Source organism: Streptomyces sp. NPDC059524 (assembly GCF_042749255.1).
GTDB lineage: Bacteria > Actinomycetota > Actinomycetes > Streptomycetales > Streptomycetaceae > Streptomyces > Streptomyces xanthii.
Genome location: NZ_JBHYTK010000018.1, coordinates 39,231 through 54,828, shown reverse-complemented (window position 1 = coordinate 54,828; position 15,598 = coordinate 39,231). Strand labels below are relative to the sequence as shown.

15 protein-coding genes and 1 pseudogene are annotated in these 15,598 nt (G+C 73.3%); 4 read left to right on the top strand and 12 right to left on the bottom strand.

All coding sequences use genetic code 11. The annotated features are described in order from the left end of the window. Window positions 1–25: 25 nt before the first annotated feature. The gene (locus ACFW9D_RS08155; protein WP_188337460.1) at window positions 26–529 is read left to right on the top strand and encodes a GNAT family N-acetyltransferase; all 504 of its coding nucleotides are present in this window, start codon (window positions 26–28) and stop codon (window positions 527–529) included. A gap of 15 nt (window positions 530–544) precedes the next feature. Here the strand turns inward: ACFW9D_RS08155 and ACFW9D_RS08150 are convergent, their stop codons facing one another. From ACFW9D_RS08150 to ACFW9D_RS08105, 10 genes and pseudogenes are all read right to left on the bottom strand, one after another. Beyond that, a complete protein-coding gene (locus ACFW9D_RS08150) occupies window positions 545–2,962 on the bottom strand; it encodes a hypothetical protein (protein WP_384619233.1) in 2,418 nt (805 codons plus the stop codon). A gap of 162 nt (window positions 2,963–3,124) precedes the next feature. Beyond that, window positions 3,125–3,193, bottom strand: a pseudogene (locus ACFW9D_RS08145) (zinc-ribbon domain-containing protein); the annotation flags it as partial. Window positions 3,194–3,318: 125 nt separating this feature from the next. Further along, window positions 3,319–4,008 (bottom strand): demethylmenaquinone methyltransferase, encoded by a 690-nt coding sequence (locus tag ACFW9D_RS08140; protein WP_188337462.1) that lies wholly within the window; start codon window positions 4,006–4,008, stop codon window positions 3,319–3,321. Between the two features lie 457 nt (window positions 4,009–4,465). Further along, complete coding sequence (locus ACFW9D_RS08135; RefSeq protein ID WP_384619209.1) at window positions 4,466–5,062, bottom strand: hypothetical protein; 597 nt, start codon at window positions 5,060–5,062, stop codon at window positions 4,466–4,468. Window position 5,063: 1 nt separating this feature from the next. Further along, the gene (gene mqnC / locus ACFW9D_RS08130) at window positions 5,064–6,269 is read right to left on the bottom strand and encodes a cyclic dehypoxanthinyl futalosine synthase (RefSeq protein ID WP_188337464.1); all 1,206 of its coding nucleotides are present in this window, start codon (window positions 6,267–6,269) and stop codon (window positions 5,064–5,066) included. Window positions 6,270–6,337: 68 nt separating this feature from the next. Continuing rightward, window positions 6,338–7,039 carry a prepilin peptidase gene (locus tag ACFW9D_RS08125; RefSeq protein ID WP_384619206.1) on the bottom strand — a complete coding sequence of 234 codons (702 nt, stop codon included), beginning with the start codon at window positions 7,037–7,039 and terminating at the stop codon, window positions 6,338–6,340. Between the two features lies 1 nt (window position 7,040). Then, complete coding sequence (locus ACFW9D_RS08120) at window positions 7,041–7,577, bottom strand: hypothetical protein (protein WP_384619203.1); 537 nt, start codon at window positions 7,575–7,577, stop codon at window positions 7,041–7,043. Between the two features lie 80 nt (window positions 7,578–7,657). Beyond that, entirely contained in the window at window positions 7,658–9,349 is a 1,692-nt protein-coding gene (locus ACFW9D_RS08115) for a serine/threonine-protein kinase (RefSeq protein ID WP_384619201.1), read from the bottom strand. A gap of 54 nt (window positions 9,350–9,403) precedes the next feature. Continuing rightward, window positions 9,404–10,759 carry an NADP-specific glutamate dehydrogenase gene (gene gdhA / locus ACFW9D_RS08110; protein ID WP_384619198.1) on the bottom strand — a complete coding sequence of 452 codons (1,356 nt, stop codon included), beginning with the start codon at window positions 10,757–10,759 and terminating at the stop codon, window positions 9,404–9,406. Window positions 10,760–11,110: 351 nt separating this feature from the next. Continuing rightward, window positions 11,111–12,007 (bottom strand): menaquinone biosynthetic enzyme MqnA/MqnD family protein, encoded by an 897-nt coding sequence (locus tag ACFW9D_RS08105; RefSeq protein WP_188337469.1) that lies wholly within the window; start codon window positions 12,005–12,007, stop codon window positions 11,111–11,113. 350 nt (window positions 12,008–12,357) lie between these two features. Between ACFW9D_RS08105 and ACFW9D_RS08100 the strand changes: the two genes are divergently transcribed. Next, window positions 12,358–12,561: a cold-shock protein gene (locus tag ACFW9D_RS08100; RefSeq protein WP_003998944.1), complete on the top strand. Its 204-nt coding sequence runs from the start codon at window positions 12,358–12,360 to the stop codon at window positions 12,559–12,561. Between the two features lie 120 nt (window positions 12,562–12,681). Here the strand turns inward: ACFW9D_RS08100 and ACFW9D_RS08095 are convergent, their stop codons facing one another. Continuing rightward, the gene (locus tag ACFW9D_RS08095; protein ID WP_384619194.1) at window positions 12,682–13,260 is read right to left on the bottom strand and encodes a helix-turn-helix domain-containing protein; all 579 of its coding nucleotides are present in this window, start codon (window positions 13,258–13,260) and stop codon (window positions 12,682–12,684) included. Window positions 13,261–13,359: 99 nt separating this feature from the next. On the opposite strand from ACFW9D_RS08095, the gene ACFW9D_RS08090 reads away from it, so the two are divergent. Together ACFW9D_RS08090 and ACFW9D_RS08085 are read left to right on the top strand one after the other, a co-directional pair. Beyond that, complete coding sequence (locus ACFW9D_RS08090; protein WP_384619192.1) at window positions 13,360–14,091, top strand: AzlC family ABC transporter permease; 732 nt, start codon at window positions 13,360–13,362, stop codon at window positions 14,089–14,091. Further along, window positions 14,088–14,402 carry an AzlD domain-containing protein gene (locus ACFW9D_RS08085; RefSeq protein WP_188337472.1) on the top strand — a complete coding sequence of 105 codons (315 nt, stop codon included), beginning with the start codon at window positions 14,088–14,090 and terminating at the stop codon, window positions 14,400–14,402. Before ACFW9D_RS08090 ends, ACFW9D_RS08085 begins: the two co-directional genes overlap by 4 nt. Here the strand turns inward: ACFW9D_RS08085 and ACFW9D_RS08080 are convergent. After that, a complete protein-coding gene (locus ACFW9D_RS08080; protein ID WP_384619190.1) occupies window positions 14,368–15,594 on the bottom strand; it encodes an MFS transporter in 1,227 nt (408 codons plus the stop codon). The two genes, ACFW9D_RS08085 and ACFW9D_RS08080, sit on opposite strands and share 35 nt — an antisense overlap. Window positions 15,595–15,598: the final 4 nt, after the last annotated feature.

Below are 15,598 nucleotides of genomic sequence, written 5' to 3'. Positions count from 1 at the left end.
CGCTCACCGACCGAAGGGTCAGCCCATGACTCGAGTTCTGCCCGCCGTGGATCTGCGGGTCCCCACCCACGAGGACGCCTTCGCCTGGCACCGGGTGTTCGACGACCCCGACGTGATGGAGTTCCACGGGGGCGCCTCCGCCGAGCTGTCCGTGTACGAGGAGCTGACGGCGCGCCAGCGGATGCACGACGCCGAGCACGGCTTCTGCCTGTGGACGATGACGGACGGCGCGGGCGAGGTCGTCGGCTTCACGGGCGCCCAGCCGTGGCCGCACGCGTGGGGTCCGGCCGGGCAGATAGAGATCGGCTGGCGGCTCGGGCGTGCCCACTGGGGGCGCGGCTACGCGACCTCCGCGGCGCTCGCCACGCTGGAGCGGGTGCGGGCGGCCGGGGTGCCGAGCGTCGTCGCGATGGTCGACGCGCGCAACGCCCGGTCCATAGCGGTCACGAAGCGGCTCGGCATGGATCTCGCCGAGACGTTCGTGACGCCGACCGGGCGCCGCGGGCACTGCTTCCGTCTGGAGCTGTAGCCGGACTCCTGTCGCTCAGTCCGTGTCCGTGAGCCGCCAGGAGTCGAGCGCGATCCGGTACATCTCCTGTGCCGAGGTCCAGTCCGGCTCCGGGGCGGTGAGCAGGATCGCGTACTCGGTGCCGCCGGCGGCCACGTACGCCTGGTCGATGCCGTGGACCGTGGTCCCGGAGGCGTCCTCGTAGGTGTACTCCCAACGGGCCCCCGCACGCCCCTGGAAGGTGTTCCGCTCCAGCTCGAGACGCTGGTAGTTCTTCTTGTTCTTGTCCGCCTCGAGGCGCTTCTCCATCAGCAGCATGTTGTCGTACGAGGTGTAACCGGCGTCCGGGATGACGCCGACCAGGTAGCCCGACATGCCGGTGCTGCCCGCGTACGTGACCTGGCTGCCGTTCTTGACGCCCTGACGGTCCCAGACCTCGGGGACGGCGAAGGAGAAGCCCAGTTCGTCGTAGACCTGGTGGTAGCCGGCGGGAGCGGTCGGCAGGTCGGTCGGTTCGCCGGTGGCGGTTGCCGTGGCGGCGGCCGTGTCCGAGGGCGTCACGGCGGAGGCGTCGGCGGACTGCTGTGCGTCCGGCGACTCCTGTGCCTCCTGCGACTGCTGAGCAGAGGGTGCTCCCTGTGCGCTCGCGCCCTTGCCGTCACCCTTCTTCGCGCCGCCCCCGTCGTCGTGGAGCAGCACGACACCGGCCGCGGAGCCGCCGCCGATCACGAGCGCCCCGGCGAGCGTGGCCACCCAGATCCAGGCGCGGCGGCGGTTGTTGCGGGGCGGCTGGGGCTGGGTTCCGTCGTGGGGCGGGGTGGAGACGAGGCCGATGGTGTGGGGGTCGTACGGGGCCTGCGGCGCGGGTGCGGGGGCCGGGAACGGGGTGTGCGGGGTCTGCTGGGGTGCCTGGACCTGTTCGGCCTGCCCGGGCTGGTCCGGCTGCTGCGGGGCCGGAGCGTCCTCCGGGGACTTCTGGAGCGGCACGGGCGGTTGCGCCGGCGGATCCTGCGGGGCCTGCGGGGCCTGTTCAGGGATCGCGGGCGGGGCGGGCATCGGGGACGCGGCCGGGGCCGGGGGCATGGGGCCGGGCCCCTGTGCCGGGGGCATCGGGGGCCAGTACGGGCCCGGCGCCGGGGGCGTCGGGGACGGGGTGAGGCCCAGGGCGCGGGCCACGTGCGGGCCCACGAGCGCGGCGCCGCCGACCCACAGCAGCCCGAACAGCAGCACCTCGGGCACGTCGAGCCCCAGGTCGAACTGCCCGGCCCCGGTGCCCAGAAGCTCGATGTCGCCGCGGAACTCGGCGCCCAGACCGCCGATCCCGGCGAGCAGCAGGAGCAGGCCGAAGAAGACACCGGCGGACAGGAGCTGCTCGCGCCGGTCGGCGGAGCGCCGGGCCGCGACGACGCCGACGATCAGGGCGCAGACGAGGCCGACGCCGAGCGCGTACACGACGGACCCGGAGCCGAGTTCGTCGCCGAGCCGGGACAGGCCGAACGACTCCTTCTCGTAGCCGCCTCCGAAGCCGGAGGTGCCGCGCGCCTCGACCTCCAGGGACCCGCCCCAGCACAGGCCGAGCACGGCGAGCGCGAAGTTGGGCAGCAGCATCAGGAAGGTGCCCACCCCGGCGGCATCGGAGCCGCCGAACTCCTCGTCGCCGAGGTCCGACGGGGAGCCGCCGCCCTCGCCGAAGATCGCGAGCCCGATCCAGCCGAGGAGGAGCGCGACGACGAGGACGAGGCCCATGGCACGCACGGCCGTGCCGACGGCGCCCACGGTCATCCGCACGCCCGGCCGCGCGGCGGCGACCCTCCCCCAAGCTCTCGGCTCCGCTCGAGCAGGGGGGACCCCCATTTTGAGGTCGTCGGCATGCAGGACGCCGCCCGCGACGACCAGGGAGAGCAGCAGCGTCCACACGACCGTCAGGAACGGCGCCGAGGACACGGACACCTCGGCGATGTCCGGCTGCGCGAACAGGGCGAGGACGAGCGTCCCGAGCGTCGTCGCGATCGCGACCCGCACGGCGGCCTCCAGGCCGCTGGTGGCGCCGTCCGGGGCGCCGGGCACGACCCGCGCGTACAGGCGGGAGCGGAGCATGCGCGTGCCGATGACGAGCGCGACGATCCACAGGACGGTCACCAGGAGCGGGACGACCGAGATCGCGGCGGAACCGGAGCCGCTCGGGCCGTAGTCGCCGCTGCCGTAATCGCTGCCGTCGTACGCGGGGACGCCGCCGCCCGAGCCGCCCGCGGAGAGTTCGAGGCCGCCGCCGACGCCCTGGAGCAGCACGGCGAGGGCGAGGCGCATGCGGTCGCCGAAGCCGACCACGACGTCGCCGGGGTCCTGCCCGTACGAGGGGATGCCGAGGGCGACGGCGGCGAACAGCACGAGGCCCACCGGCCACAGCGCGGCCTGCACCGCGCCGGCCCAGTCGCCGCGCAGGGCCCGGCCCATGAAGGCGCCGAAGGCGGAGGGCTGGGCGGGGGCCGCCGGTGCGTAGGCGGGCGGCGGGACGTTCGGCGGGGGTGTGACAGGTGCCGCGGGTGCTGCGGGTGCTGCGGGTGGGGGCGGCGGTGGGGCGGAGCTCTCCGGGCCCCCGCCCGCGGACCGTTCCCGCCCGCATCTCATGCAGAATCGGGCTTCTTCGGGAGCCTCGGCTCCACAGTGCGGGCAGTGCGACGCCATCGGGATGCTCCGTGATGATCCGGGGACGATCGGGTGACGCCCCGTCACCGGTCGTCACCGTCTAATCAACGGACTCATCTTTCCCGTCGGCCGGTTCCCGTCAACTGCAATACGGGAGCCGTGACTTACTTGATGCCGCGGTGCAGGGCCACGACGCCGCCGGTGAGGTTGCGCCAGGCCACCTTCTGCCAGCCGGCGCCCTTGAGGCGGTCGGCGAGCTCGGGCTGGGTCGGCCAGGCGCGGATCGACTCGGCGAGGTAGACGTACGCGTCCGGGTTCGAGGACACGGCGCGGGCGACGGGCGGCAGGGCGCGCATCAGGTACTCGGTGTAGACCGTGCGGAACGGGGCCCAGGTCGGGTGGCTGAACTCGCAGATGACGACGCGGCCGCCGGGCTTGGTGACCCGGTACAGCTCGCGCAGCGCCTGGTCGGTGTCCTGGATGTTGCGCAGCCCGAAGGAGATCGTCACCGCGTCGAACGTGTCGTCCTTGAACGGCAGCTTCGTGCCGTCGCCGGCCGTGAACGGCATCCAGGGGTGCCGCTTCTTGCCGACCCGCAGCATGCCGAGCGAGAAGTCGCAGGGCACGACGTACGCGCCGGCCCGCACGAACGGCTGCGAGGACGTGGCCGTGCCGGCCGCGAGATCGAGCACCTTCTGCGCGGGGCGGGCGTCGACGGCCTTCGCGACCTCCTTGCGCCACAGCCGCGCCTGTCCCAGGGACAGCACGTCGTTGGTGAGGTCGTACTTCTCCGCCACGTCGTCGAACATGGAGGCGACTTCGTGGGGCTGCTTGTCCAAGGATGCACGGGTCACCCCTGCATTGTGGCAGCACGCCCTTCACCTCCGGCGGACCGGGACCCGTCTGCGATGCTGGGCCCGTCCGGGCGGATCTGACTCAGGGGTGGGGAGCTTGGCGGTGCGGGGGCGGATTCTCGTGTGGGCGTGGGGGGTGCTGGTCGTCGGCGGGTTCGGGGCGACTCAGGTGCTCGGGGGTGGGGTCGCCCCGACGGACGGGGCAGGGCCCGAGCGGTCGGCTCCGCCGTCGCCGACGCCGATTCAGCTCCCTGAGACGTGCCCCAGCCCGTCGCCCAGGCCCAGCCCGTCGGAACCAGGCCGGTTCTCTGTCGAGTTCCGTGACGGGGCGCGGGACTGCGCCGTGATCACCACGCGTTGACTCCGTCTGCGGGCCGGTGGGGGCTGGTCGCGCAGTTCCCCGCGCCCCTGGAAGGCATGCGGCTTCGCCGCGCCTTCCCCAGATGAAAGGACCGGCTCAACGGCCCCGGTACACCAGCCGGCCCGCCACCACCGTCGCCACACACGTCCCGGCCCCCTGGGCCACCAGTTCCTCGCGGGACGGGACGTCGAAGATCGCGAAGCGGGCCGGGCCGCCCACCGCGAGGGCGGGGAGCAGGACCATCGGGCGCGGGGAGAGGGAGACCGGGCCGGGGAGGCGGTCGGGGCGGGCCCCGAAGGCCAGGCCGGAGCGCTGGGCCACCTCCAGGACGGGCCGGGACCTGAGCTCACCGGCGATCGCGACCGTGCCGTGGGCGAACAGTCGCTGGACACCGCGCCGCGCACTCGCTCCGACCCGCGACGGATCGGCCCGGAAGATCGCGCGGGCCCGCTCGCCCCCGATCGGAGCCGTCCCGTACGTGTCGGCCTCACGGGGATCGGGGTGGTAGGTGCCTTCGAGGATCTCGGGACCGTACGGGTTGAGCAGCCCGGGCGTGAGGATGCCGGGCCACTCCCGCACCCGTACCCCGGGATGCGCCGCGACCAGTTCGCCGGCGGAGCCGAGCGCGGCGATGCGCTCGCCGTCGACGAGGACGGCGGACCCGTCGGCGGCGCAGGTGTGCAGGGTGCGCACGTCAGCCCTGGTCGGAGGAGACGAGCTTCAGCTCGGGGTGCGCCGTGCCGCCCTCGATCGCGATGGAGGAGATGTGCGAGGAGACGCGGTCGTCGACCGGGTCGTTCGCCGGGTCGTCGTGCACGACGAGGTGCTCGTACGTGGTGGCGCGCTGCGCGGGGACGCGGCCGGCCTTGCGGATGAGCTCGATGATCTCCATGCGGTTCGAGCGGTGCTTGGCACCGGCCGAGGAGACGACGTTCTCCTCCAGCATGATCGAGCCGAGGTCGTCGGCGCCGTAGTGCAGGGACAGCTGGCCGACCTCCTTGCCGGTGGTCAGCCAGGAGCCCTGGATGTGCTGGACGTTGTCCAGGAAGATCCGGGCGATCGCGATCATGCGCAGGTACTCGAAGAGCGTGGCCTGCGTGCGGCCCTTGAGGTGGTTGTTCTCGGGCTGGTACGTGTACGGGATGAAGGCCCGGAAGCCGCCCGTCCGGTCCTGCACGTCGCGGATCATGCGCAGGTGCTCGATGCGCTCGGCGTTGGTCTCGCCGGTGCCCATGAGCATCGTGGAGGTGGACTCGACGCCCAGCTTGTGGGCCGCCTCCATGATCTCCAGCCAGCGCTCGCCGGACTCCTTGAGCGGGGCGATGGCCTTGCGCGGGCGCTCCGGGAGCAGCTCGGCGCCGGCACCCGCGAACGAGTCGAGACCCGCGGTGTGGATGCGCTGGATGGCCTCCTCGACCGACACCTTGGAGATGCGGGCCATGTGCTCGATCTCGGACGCGCCCAGCGAGTGGATCACGAGCTGCGGGAAGGCCTTCTTGATCGCCGAGAAGTGGTGCTCGTAGTACTCGACGCCGTAGTCCGGGTGGTGGCCGCCCTGGAACATGATCTGGGTGCCGCCCAGCTCGACGGTCTCCGCGCAGCGGCGCAGGATGTCGTCGAGGTCGCGGGTCCAGCCCTTCTTGGTGTCCTTGGGGGCCGCGTAGAAGGCGCAGAACTTGCACGCCGTCACGCAGACGTTCGTGTAGTTGATGTTCCGCTCGATGATGTACGTGGCGATGTGCTCGATGCCCGCGTACTTGCGGCGGCGGATCGCGTCGGCGGCGGAGCCGAGCGCGTGCAGCGGCGCGTCGCGGTACAGGGCGACGGCCTCCTCGGGGGTGATGCGCCCACCGTCGGCGGCGCGGTCGAGGACGGACTGAAGCGCGGCCTTCTCGGTCACCGGGCGGGCCCCTTTCGGAGTGTTCGCGGCACGTGCGCACCGCGGCTGAGCTGAAAACTCAGCGTACGTCAGGCGGCCAGGGCGCCCAGCAGAACCCCCGTGTAGGCGCCCAGGATCATGAAGGGGCCGAAGGGGATCTCGGTCTTGCGGCCCGCGCGCCGGGCGACGACGAGGACGAGCGCGTACAGCGAGTTGAACAGGACTCCGGCGAACGCGCCGAGGAACAGCACGCCCCAGCCGTACCAGCCGAGCGCCGCGCCGAGCCCGAGCGCGAGCTTCACGTCGCCGAAGCCCATGCCCTTGGGGTAGGCCAGCAGGAGCAGCAGGTAGCCGCCGCCGAGGGCGAGGGCGCCGAGGAGCGCGCCGGTCCAGGACCCGCCGGCCTCGGGCAGGACGGCGGCCCCGCCGAGCGTGAGCAGGGCGAGGGCGGCGAGCGGGTAGGTGAGCACGTCGGGCAGCCGGTGCACGGCGAAGTCGACGGTGGCGAGCAGCACGGCGGGCGGCGCGAGCAGCAGCCAGGCGGCCAGTTCGGGCCGGGTGCCGGTGGCGGCGGCGAGCAGGGCGCAGACGGCGGCGGTGAGCGCGGCGAGCAGGAGCGGGCGGGGCCCGGGCCGGGGGCCGAGCCAGCCGCGCAGGGGCCGCCCGTCGGGCCGGGCGGACCGCCAGGGGTCCTCGGGTTCGACGGACAGGCGGTACGCGGGGCGCGGCAGCAGCGCTCCGGCGGCGGCGCCCCACGCGGCGGCGATCAGGACGAGAAGCTGGTCCGGCACGTCAGACGACCGTCTCGCCCGCGCGGTACCGCCCGACGGGCCGGGCCGCCTTCTCGCCCCGGCGGCGCACGCCCGCGGAGTAGGTGCCGAGCCCGGCCGCGGCGAAGAGGGCGGCGGCGATGCCGAGGTTCAGGCCGTCGACGGTGCCGGCGCCGGTGGCGGGCTCGACCCACGGGTCGAGGAGTCCGGTCGGGTCCTCGTGGAGGACGACGTGCTCGCGCGGGGCGAACTGGCCGTGACAGTTCTGCTGTTCGGACAGGTCCGTGATCTTCCCGGAGGCGTCCACGACCCGGCACACGGACAGCGTGGTCGTCCGCTTCACGCCCCGCTTCTCGCCCGTGTCGAGCACGACCGCGGGCACCCGCTCCCCCGCCGTCTTCACGTACACCTCGTAGAGCGCGGACCCGGCGAACAGCGGCAGCACGAGGAGTGCCCCGCAGACCAGCACGGCGGCGCCCGCCCGGTGCCAGACGCCGCCGAGCAGGATCGCGGCGGCGGCGAGCACGGCGCACACGAGGAGCGCGCCGACGTAGAGCATCCCGTACGGGTACTGGCTCAGGAACCCGGCGCCCGCGGCGGCGCCCGGCAGCAGGAGGGCCCACTTGAGGCTGTTGCGCTTCAGGGCTGCTCCACTCGGCTCAGATCGGCCTTCGGGTTCCCGGCCTGCGGATACTGGGAGCTGTACTTGACGGTCTTGCCGACGCGCTCGAGGTGCACGGTGTGGGGGCCCTTGGCGCAGGTGCCGCCGTTGTCGGGGGACGCCGCGCCGGAGGCGATCAGCTCCGTGGCGGAGGCCGACTTGAGGGTGAGGACGTCGACGCAGGTGACGCCGAGCGGGTCGGTGGAGGTCACCGTGCCGAGCCGCTTGCCGACGGCGGCCTGCTTGATCCGCACCCGGTACGTGTCGAACTGGACGTCGCCCAGCGCGGTGGTCGCGGTGGCCTTGCCCTCCCACGTGCCGACGTAGAAGGGCGGCACCACACCCTTGGGGGTCGGCGCCTTCGAGGGGGCGGCGGTCGCGGCGGGGGGCGGCTCGGCGCCCGCGTCGGCGCCGCCGCCCGTCTCGGTCCGGGTGTTCAGGAACACGATGCCGCCGACGGTGACGGCGGCCATGGCCCCGGCCACCGCCAGCGCCACCGAGCAACTCACCTTGCGGCCGCGCCCGCCGGCGCTCGTCGGGGCGGAGGTCGCGGACACGGAGACCGAGAGCCGTCCCGGCTTGGCGTCCGCCGTCCCCTTCCCCTGCTCCTGGCCCCCGGCCTCGGCGTCCTCCCTGGGCTGCGGCAACGCCGCGTACGAGGGGTCCGGCGGGCCGAAGACCCCGGGCCGCGGGGCCGCCTGCGATCCGCCGGTGACCGACGGGCTGCTGAAGCCCACGGGCCCGGACGCCGGTTCGGCCGGTCCCGCCGGGACGGCCGTGTCCAGGTCCAGGAGCTGCACGGCGCTGCGCGACACCTGCTCGACGAGCGCGCCGGGCAGCCAGCCGGCCGCGACGAGCCGGGCCGCGCCCTCCGGGGCGAGTACGCGCGCGACCTCCTCGGGGGTGGGCCGGCCGGCCGCCTCCTTGGACAGGCAGGCCGCCGCGACCTCCTTCAAGTCGCCGCTCAGGGCGTCCAGTTCCGGCTCCTCGTGGACGACCTTGTAGAGGAGCGCGGCCGAGGAGTCGCCGAGGAACGGGGACCGGCCCGTCGCCGCGTACACGAGGACCGCGCCGAGCGAGAACACGTCGGCGGCGCCCGTGACGCCCTTGCCGAGGATCTGCTCGGGCGCCATGTAGCCGGGCGAGCCGATGGAGACGCCGGTGGAGGTGAGGGAGGCGGTGCCGTCGGTGGCCCGCGCGATCCCGAAGTCGAACAGGCGCGGGCCGTCGACGGTCAGCAGCACGTTCGACGGCTTCACGTCGCGGTGCACGAGCCCCAGCCCGTGCACCGCGGTGAGCGCCTCGGCGAGGCCCGCGCCGAGGACCCGTACGGAATGCGCGGGCAGCGCGCGCCCCTCCCCCGCGGCCTGTGCGAGCGAGGGCCCGGCGACGTAGCCCGTCGCCACCCACGGGACCCGGGCCTCCGGGTCCGCGTCGAGCACCGGCGCCGTCCACGTCCCGCCGACCCGGCGCGCGGCGTCCACCTCCCGGCGGAACCGCGCCCGGAACTCGTCGTCGAGCGCGAAGTGCGGGTGCACCACCTTCACGGCGACCGTGCGGCCGCCGGCGCTGCGGCCCAGATACACGCGGCCCATGCCGCCGTGCCCGAGCCGGCCGAGCAGCCGGTAGGGCCCCACGGTCGTCGGTTCGTCCGCCTCCAGCGGCTGCATGGTGACCTCCCCCGTCAGTCAGCGCGCTCCAGGCGAGCCTAGGCCGTCAGGGGATCAGATGACGCCCTGGGCCAGCATCGCGTCGGCCACCCGCTCGAACCCGGCGATGTTCGCGCCGGTCACGTAGTCGCCGGGGGCGCCGTAGCGCTCGGCGGTCTCGTGGCAGGTGGCGTGGATGTCGTTCATGATGCCCGCGAGCTCGTCCTCGACCCGCTCGGCCGTCCACGACGTACGGGCGTGGTTCTGCGCCATCTCCAGGGCGCTGACCGCGACACCGCCCGCGTTGGCCGCCTTGCCGGGGCCGAACGCGACGCCGGCCCGCTGGAGCAGGTGGACGGCCTCGGGCGTGGTCGGCATGTTGGCGCCCTCGGAGACGGCCTTCACGCCGTTGCGGATCAGGGCCGCCGCGTCGTTCTCGTCCAGCTCGTTCTGGGTGGCGGACGGCAGCGCGATGTCGGCCGGCACCTCCCAGACCCGCCCCTTGGGCACGAAGCGCGCCGAGGCGCCCCGGCGCTCCGCGTACGTGTCGACGCGGCCCCGCTCGACCTCTTTGATCTGCTTGAGCAGCTCCAGGTCGATGCCCTTCTCGTCGACGACGTAGCCGGACGAGTCGGAGCAGGTGATCGCGTTGGCGCCGAGCGCGGCCAGCTTCTCGATCGTGTAGATCGCGACGTTGCCGGAGCCGGACACGACCGCGGTCTGCCCCTCCAGGTCCTCGCCTCGCTCGCGCAGCATGGCCGCCGCGAACAGCACGTTGCCGTAGCCGGTGGCCTCGGGACGGATCAGCGAGCCGCCCCAGCCCTGGCCCTTGCCGGTCAGGACCGACTCCCACCGGTTGGTGATGCGCCGGTACTGGCCGAACAGGTAGCCGATCTCGCGGCCGCCGACGCCGATGTCACCGGCCGGCACGTCCGTGTGCTCGCCGATGTGCCGGTACAGCTCCGTCATGAAGGACTGGCAGAACCGCATGACCTCGGCGTCGCTGCGCCCGTGCGGGTCGAAGTCGCTGCCGCCCTTGCCGCCGCCGATACCGAGCCCGGTCAGCGCGTTCTTGAAGATCTGCTCGAAGCCCAGGAACTTGATGACGCCCAGGTTCACCGAGGGGTGGAAGCGCAGACCGCCCTTGTACGGGCCGAGCGCGCTGTTGAACTCGACGCGGAACCCGCGGTTCACGTGCACGCGCCCCTTGTCGTCCTGCCACGGCACCCGGAACATGACCTGGCGCTCGGGCTCGACGAGCCGCTCCACGAGTCCGGCCTGCCCGTACTCGGGGCGGGCCGCGAGCACCGGCGCGAGCGTCTCCAGGACCTCGTGGGCGGCCTGGTGGAACTCGGGCTGGGCGGGATTGCGGTGTTCGATCTCCGCGAGAAGGTCGTCGAGGAGGGACTGGGTCTCGGAGCGAGTCGTCACAGAGGGCCTTTCTGGCACGGCTGTGTCACCGGATCCGCACGGGTGCGGCGCGCTCGGGTCCGGTCCACTGACGGGTGCTACGGCGCCGTTGCCGCACACGGGACGGGCTAAGTGTTACGCGCATGTAAACGCCTGACCAGAGCCCCGGGCCGGGATCGCTCACGATGTGAGACCGCGTTCCGGGCCCGGAGTGCGTTCATCTGGATTTCATCCGAGGTCCGGGAAATCGGAAGAAACGTTCACGAATTCCCGTCCGGAACGGTGCGGATTCACCCGATGATCCGCTGTCCGGGGTTCCTGTACGGGCCCCGGTGCGGACCTCCGCGCGGAGGGAAGCGGGAAAGGGCGGATTCACCGCGGAAGCAGTTCCACCTTCACGTCCGCGGGAAATCCCGTGGTCGGTCCGACCCGCCGCGCGAACTCCGTGACGCCTTCCAGCTGAGCCGCCCCGAACCGGAAGTCGAGCGTCGTGAAGTACTCCTCCAGAACGGCCTCCCCGAAGACCTCCCAGCGCGCCGCCTGCTCGGCGACCTTGGCGACCTCCACCAGCGACAGGTCCCGCGAGGACAGGAACGCCTCGTGCACCTGCCGGGTGATCTCCGGCTCCCGTGCCACGTACTCCTTGCGCGCGGCCCACACGGCGAAGACGAACGGCAGCCCCGTCCACTCCTTCCACATGGCGCCGAGGTCGTGGACCTGGAGGCCGAGCCGCGGCGCGTCGTGCAGGTTGGCGCGCAGCGCGGCGTCGCCGATGAGCACGGCCGCCTCCGCGTCCTGCATCATCAGGCCGAGGTCGGGCGGGCAGGTGTAGTACTCGGGCCGCACCCCGATCTTCTCCTCGAGCAGCAACTGCGCGAGCCGCACCGAGGTGCGGGAGGTGGAGCCGAGCGCGACGCGCCGGCCGTCCAACTCGTCGAGCGGCACCTGCGACACGATGACGCAGGACATGACGGGGCCGTCGCAGCCGACCGCCAGGTCGGGGAAGGCGACGAGGTCGTCCGCGGCCTTGAGGAACTCGACCAGGGTGATGGGCCCGATGTCGAGCCGCCCGTCGACCAGCCGCTCGCTGAGCTTCTCGGGGGTGTCCTTCGTCAGCTCGAAGTCGAGCAGGGAGCCCGTGCGGGCGAGGCCCCAGTACAGGGGCATGCAGTTCAAGAACTGGATGTGGCCGACGCGCGGACGGGTGCGCCGCGCGGCCGCGAGGTTCTCGTGCTGGGTCTCATGCTGAGTCTCGGGAGAATTGTCCACATCGCGAGGCTAGACCCAGTGCGGTACGGTGCAGGATCCGGGGCGTCGCCGACACGAGCGACCTCGGCCCCGAGTGAGCGGCCAGGCCCCGCGCCCGGCAGTCTTGAACGGCACCGGTCAATCCCCTTCCGGGACTCCGTCAAACCTGCGGGTGACGTGATCTTGCCCTCTATTGCTTTCGGCTGCCCGCGTGCTAGGCTCGCCGCAAGTTGCAGTTTGGTTTCCCTTGCAGTACAGAGCCTGCGGAGCATGTAACCGCGGGCTCTCGTCGTTTTCAGACTTTTGCAGTTGTTCGCAAGCGCATTTGCAGGTTCTGGAGCAGGGCGACCCTTTGGCCCATAGGAGGGCTTATGGCTACCGGAACCGTGAAGTGGTTCAACGCTGAAAAGGGCTTTGGCTTCATCGCCCAGGAAGGCGGCGGCCCGGACGTCTTCGTCCACTACTCCGCGATCAACGCAAGCGGCTTCCGCTCCCTCGAGGAGAACCAGGCCGTGAGCTTCGACGTCACGCAGGGCCCCAAGGGCCCGCAGGCGGAGAACGTCACCCCCGTCTGATCTTCTGATCACATGGCAGGTGCCGTGATCTGATCCGGAACCTAGCGCAGTACCCAAGGAGCCCCGCGCCGCAAGGCAGCGGGGCTCCTGCCTGTTTTCCGGCGATTCCCCGGGTTCAGTTCAGGTGAACTGCATCAGCAGCACGCACGTGGTGCCCGGCTCCAGGGCCCGGCAGGTGTGCGGCAGGTCGCCGGGGTACGTGATGCAGTCGCCGGGGCCCAGTTCGACGGGGTCGTCCTGCGGTCCGGCCAGGACGCGTCCGGTGGCGACGACGAGGTGCTCGACCGTGCCCGGGTTGTGCGGGTCGGAGTCGCGGGCCGCGCCGGGCTCGACGTGCAGCCAGTACAGGTCGCGGCGGGCGCCGGGCGGGCAGGCAGAGAGCAGGGTCGCCGCGTAGTCCGCGTGCTCGGAGGGGACGGTGACGCCCTGGCCGGCCCGGACGACCTGGACGGTCGGGCGAGGAGGGTCCAGGAGCAGGCTCGGCGGCACGTCGAGGGCGACGGCGAGGGCCCACAGCGTCTCCAGCGTGGGCTTGCCGGCCGCGGACTCCAGCTGGGACAGGGTCGACTTGGCGATCCCGGCCCGCTTGGCCAGCTCGCTCAGCGAGATCCCGGCACGGGTGCGTTCGCGGCGCAGGGCGGCGGCGATGCGGTCGAGGGGCAGCGGGCTCTTGGGCGGGTGCGCGTCGGTGTCGGTCATGGCGGCCTCACTCTACGGCAACGGACACCCCCTGCGTTCGCTGCGGCGGACCGCTCGTTCGACTTGACGAACGCGGCCGCCCGGGGTCACGCTACCGGTATGCGTACGGCACAGCGAACACTCGGCCCGGCACACCGAACGCCCGGAGCCCGGAAGCCCGGCTCCGCCCCTGCCACTGCCACTGACCCTCGTCTGGTCCGCGATGTCGCCCTGGTCTGTCTGGCCGACGGCGTCGTGGGACTGTCGTTCGGGGCGGTCGCGGTCGCGAGCGGGCTTCCGGTGTGGCTGCCGGTGCTGATGTCGCTGCTGGTGTTCGCGGGCTCGGCGCAGTTCAGTGCCGTCGGGGTGTTCGCCGCCGGGGGCGGTCCGGTGGCCTCCGCCGCGACGGGGCTGCTGCTCAACACCCGTACCGCCGCCTTCAGTCTGGCCGTCGCCGACGCGCTCGGCCGGTCCTGGCCCGCGCGGCTGGTCGGCGCGCACCTGGTCACCGACGAGACCGCCGCGTTCGTGCTGGCCCGCACCGATCCGGCGGCCCGCCGCCGCGCCTTCTGGATATCGGGGCTGGGCCTGTTCGCGGCCTGGAACGTGAGCGTCCTCGCGGGCGCGCTCGCCGGGTCGGCGCTCGGCGACACGGACCGCTTCGGGCTCGACGCGGCGTTCCCCGCCGTGCTGCTCGCCCTGGTCCTGCCCGCGCTGCGGGACAGTCGGGGCGTGCGGCGAGCCGCCGCGGCCGGGGGCGCCGTCGCGGTCCTCGCCACACCGTTCCTGCCCGCCGGAGCGCCCGTGCTCCTCGCCCTCACCGGCCTGCTGCTCGCCCGGAGGCCCGCATGAACCCGCAGCTCGTCGCCGTGCTGGCCCTCGCGGCCGGCACCTACGCCTTCCGCCTGGCCGGCCCCGCGCTGCACGGCCGCGTGGAACTGCCCGCCCGGGTCCAGGAGTTGCTGACGACCGCCGCGACCGTGCTGCTCGTCGCGCTGCTGGCGACGGGGGCGCTCATGGCGGGCCACGAGTTCGCCGGGTGGGCGCGTCCCGCCGGGGTGCTGGCCGGCGGTGTGCTCGCGTGGCGGCGGGCGCCGTTCGCGCTGGTGGTCGTGGGCGCGGCGGCGGTCACCGCGCTGCTGCGGCTGGCCGGGCTTCCGTGAGGCCGCGCGTGCGCCGAGCCCAGCGGGTCGCCGGGCCGAACGCCGCGCCCGCCGCCAGGAACACGGCGCCGAGCAGCAGCCAGCCCGGCACGCCCCACGTCACCAGGAGCGCGGTCAGGACCAGAGGCCCGACCGTACGGGCGAGCGGGACGCCGGTGCCGAAGAAGCCCTGGTACTGGCCGACTTGGTGCGCGGGCGCGAGGCTGAACGCCAGCTGCCAGGAGCCGGCCGACTGTCCCATCTCGCCGACCAGCAGGAACACCGAGGCCAGTACGAGCACGGCGCTCGCGCCCCACACCCCGAGCCGGTCCTGCGCCGAGACCGCGAACACCACGCACGACAGGGCGAGCATCGCCCCCGCCCGGCGCAGTCCGCGCGTCGCCGCCCCGGCCCCGTCGATCCCGCGCGCGGCCCGCACCTGGAACGCCGTCACGCCCAGAGTGTTGAGCACGAACAGCGCCGAGACCAGCCAGCCGGGCGCGTCCGTGCGGGACACGATCCACAGCGGAACGGCCAGCGAGAGCAGCGGCATCCGCAGCAGCAGCACGGCGTTGAGCAGCGTCACGACGGCGTAGGGGCGGTCCCGCATCACCGCGAACCGGGCCTCCCGCACCTCGGGCACCGCGACCGGCGCGGCCTTCGGCAGCCCCGCGAGCAGTGCCGCGCAGATCACGAACCCGGCGCCGTCGAACACGAACACCGCCAGATAGCCGCCGGTCGTGTCGTGCTGCAGGGCGAGCCCACCGATCCCCGCCCCCACCGCGAGGCCCGCGTTGAGGACCGACTGCAGCCGGGCCAGCACCGCCGTCCGCTCGCCGGGCCCGACCAGCCCCGCGAGCAGCGCCTGCCGCGCCGCGGCGAGCCCGCACTGCGCGACCGCGTACGCGGCGGCGGCCAGCAGGAACGCCGGGTACGAGCGGATCACCAGGAAGGACAGCACGGCCGCCGCCGTGGCGAGCGCGAGCCCCACGGACACCCCGCGCGGACCGCGCCGGTCGGCGAGCGCGCCCAGCGGCACCCCGGCCACGGCGCCGATCGCCCACGCCACGGTCAGGGCGAGCCCGATCCGGGTGGGCGACAGTCCGACGACACGGGTGAAGTAGAGGGCGGAGGTGACGTAATAGGCCCCGTCCCCGAGCGAGTTGGCCAACTGGGCGGCGGCGAGACCCCGTACCGGGGAGCGCTTCGACATGCCC